A 953-nucleotide genomic window follows, 5' to 3' on the forward strand; every position below is an offset into this window, starting at 1 on the left:
TCAGATCGCTGATTTTTTGAAGGTATGGTCATCATCCAGTGCGTGTCACCACGGCTACGAATTGGTTGTTCGAGGTGCCCTGTAACCAATGTGTCGGGTACAGGTCCTTTGGGCTACTTGCAGTGATGTGGCCTTTCGGTGGCTGGTGTTTAAATTGCCAAAGAAAATTATTCGGCAAGGCGGCTTCTTCTTCGAGTAATCCATTGAATCAGGAAGGACGCCGTAAAGATGGAAATAGTTGATATAAGTACCCATTGGCCAGCCATCTCCATTGCAAGCTTGTTGTCAATGTAGACAGGTCCAAAAATTAGATATAGGACAACAAGGAAGCAAGAGCTAATAAAAGAGAAAGCTATTCGATAGAGTATTTTCATTCTTCGATCTCTCAGAATGGCGTCTCGACAGGGCTGTATTCATCGCACTTGAGCCACTTCAGGCCAACAAGCTCAGACTTGCCCCACTGAAGCCCGATACCCGCATCAAGGCCGCCGCCACCCAGTGAGCATGAGGTGCCGTTCTTTGAAACGGCAGGTTTCCACTCGCTTCCCATTTGGTATGCATTGCAGCCGCCACCAAAGCCGCCTACGGAAACTCCGGCATTTTCCATAAAAAACAGGCCGACTAAATTACTTGGAAAGATATCTGGTAGCTGGTCCTCCAATGTCACATTTCCAGCTGTCGATGTGACCGGAAGATACTTTAATCCCGCCCCAAATCCTGCACCCCATGCTCTCACGAGAACGTGTGCTTTTCGCCCGTTGACACATTGGGATGTGAGATCGAATACGTAAGCACCCACGGATAAAGCACCGACGCCAACAGCAGCAGGCATAGCATTGCCGCTCCAACGAACGAGTCCATTAGTGTCTTTCCACATAAGGGCACCTCGAACAACCAAGTCGTAGCCGTGGTGACACGCACTGGATGATGACCATACCTTCAAAAAATCAGCG

General features: G+C 49.0%; 1 pseudogene. It reads right to left on the reverse strand.

The window, feature by feature from the left end:
• Positions 1-385 precede the first annotated feature (385 nt).
• Positions 386-953 (reverse strand): annotated as a pseudogene (locus XpopCFBP1817_RS20890) (RHS repeat protein); the annotation flags it as partial.

Source organism: Xanthomonas populi, assembly GCF_002940065.1.
GTDB classification, from domain to species: Bacteria; Pseudomonadota; Gammaproteobacteria; order Xanthomonadales; family Xanthomonadaceae; genus Xanthomonas; species Xanthomonas populi.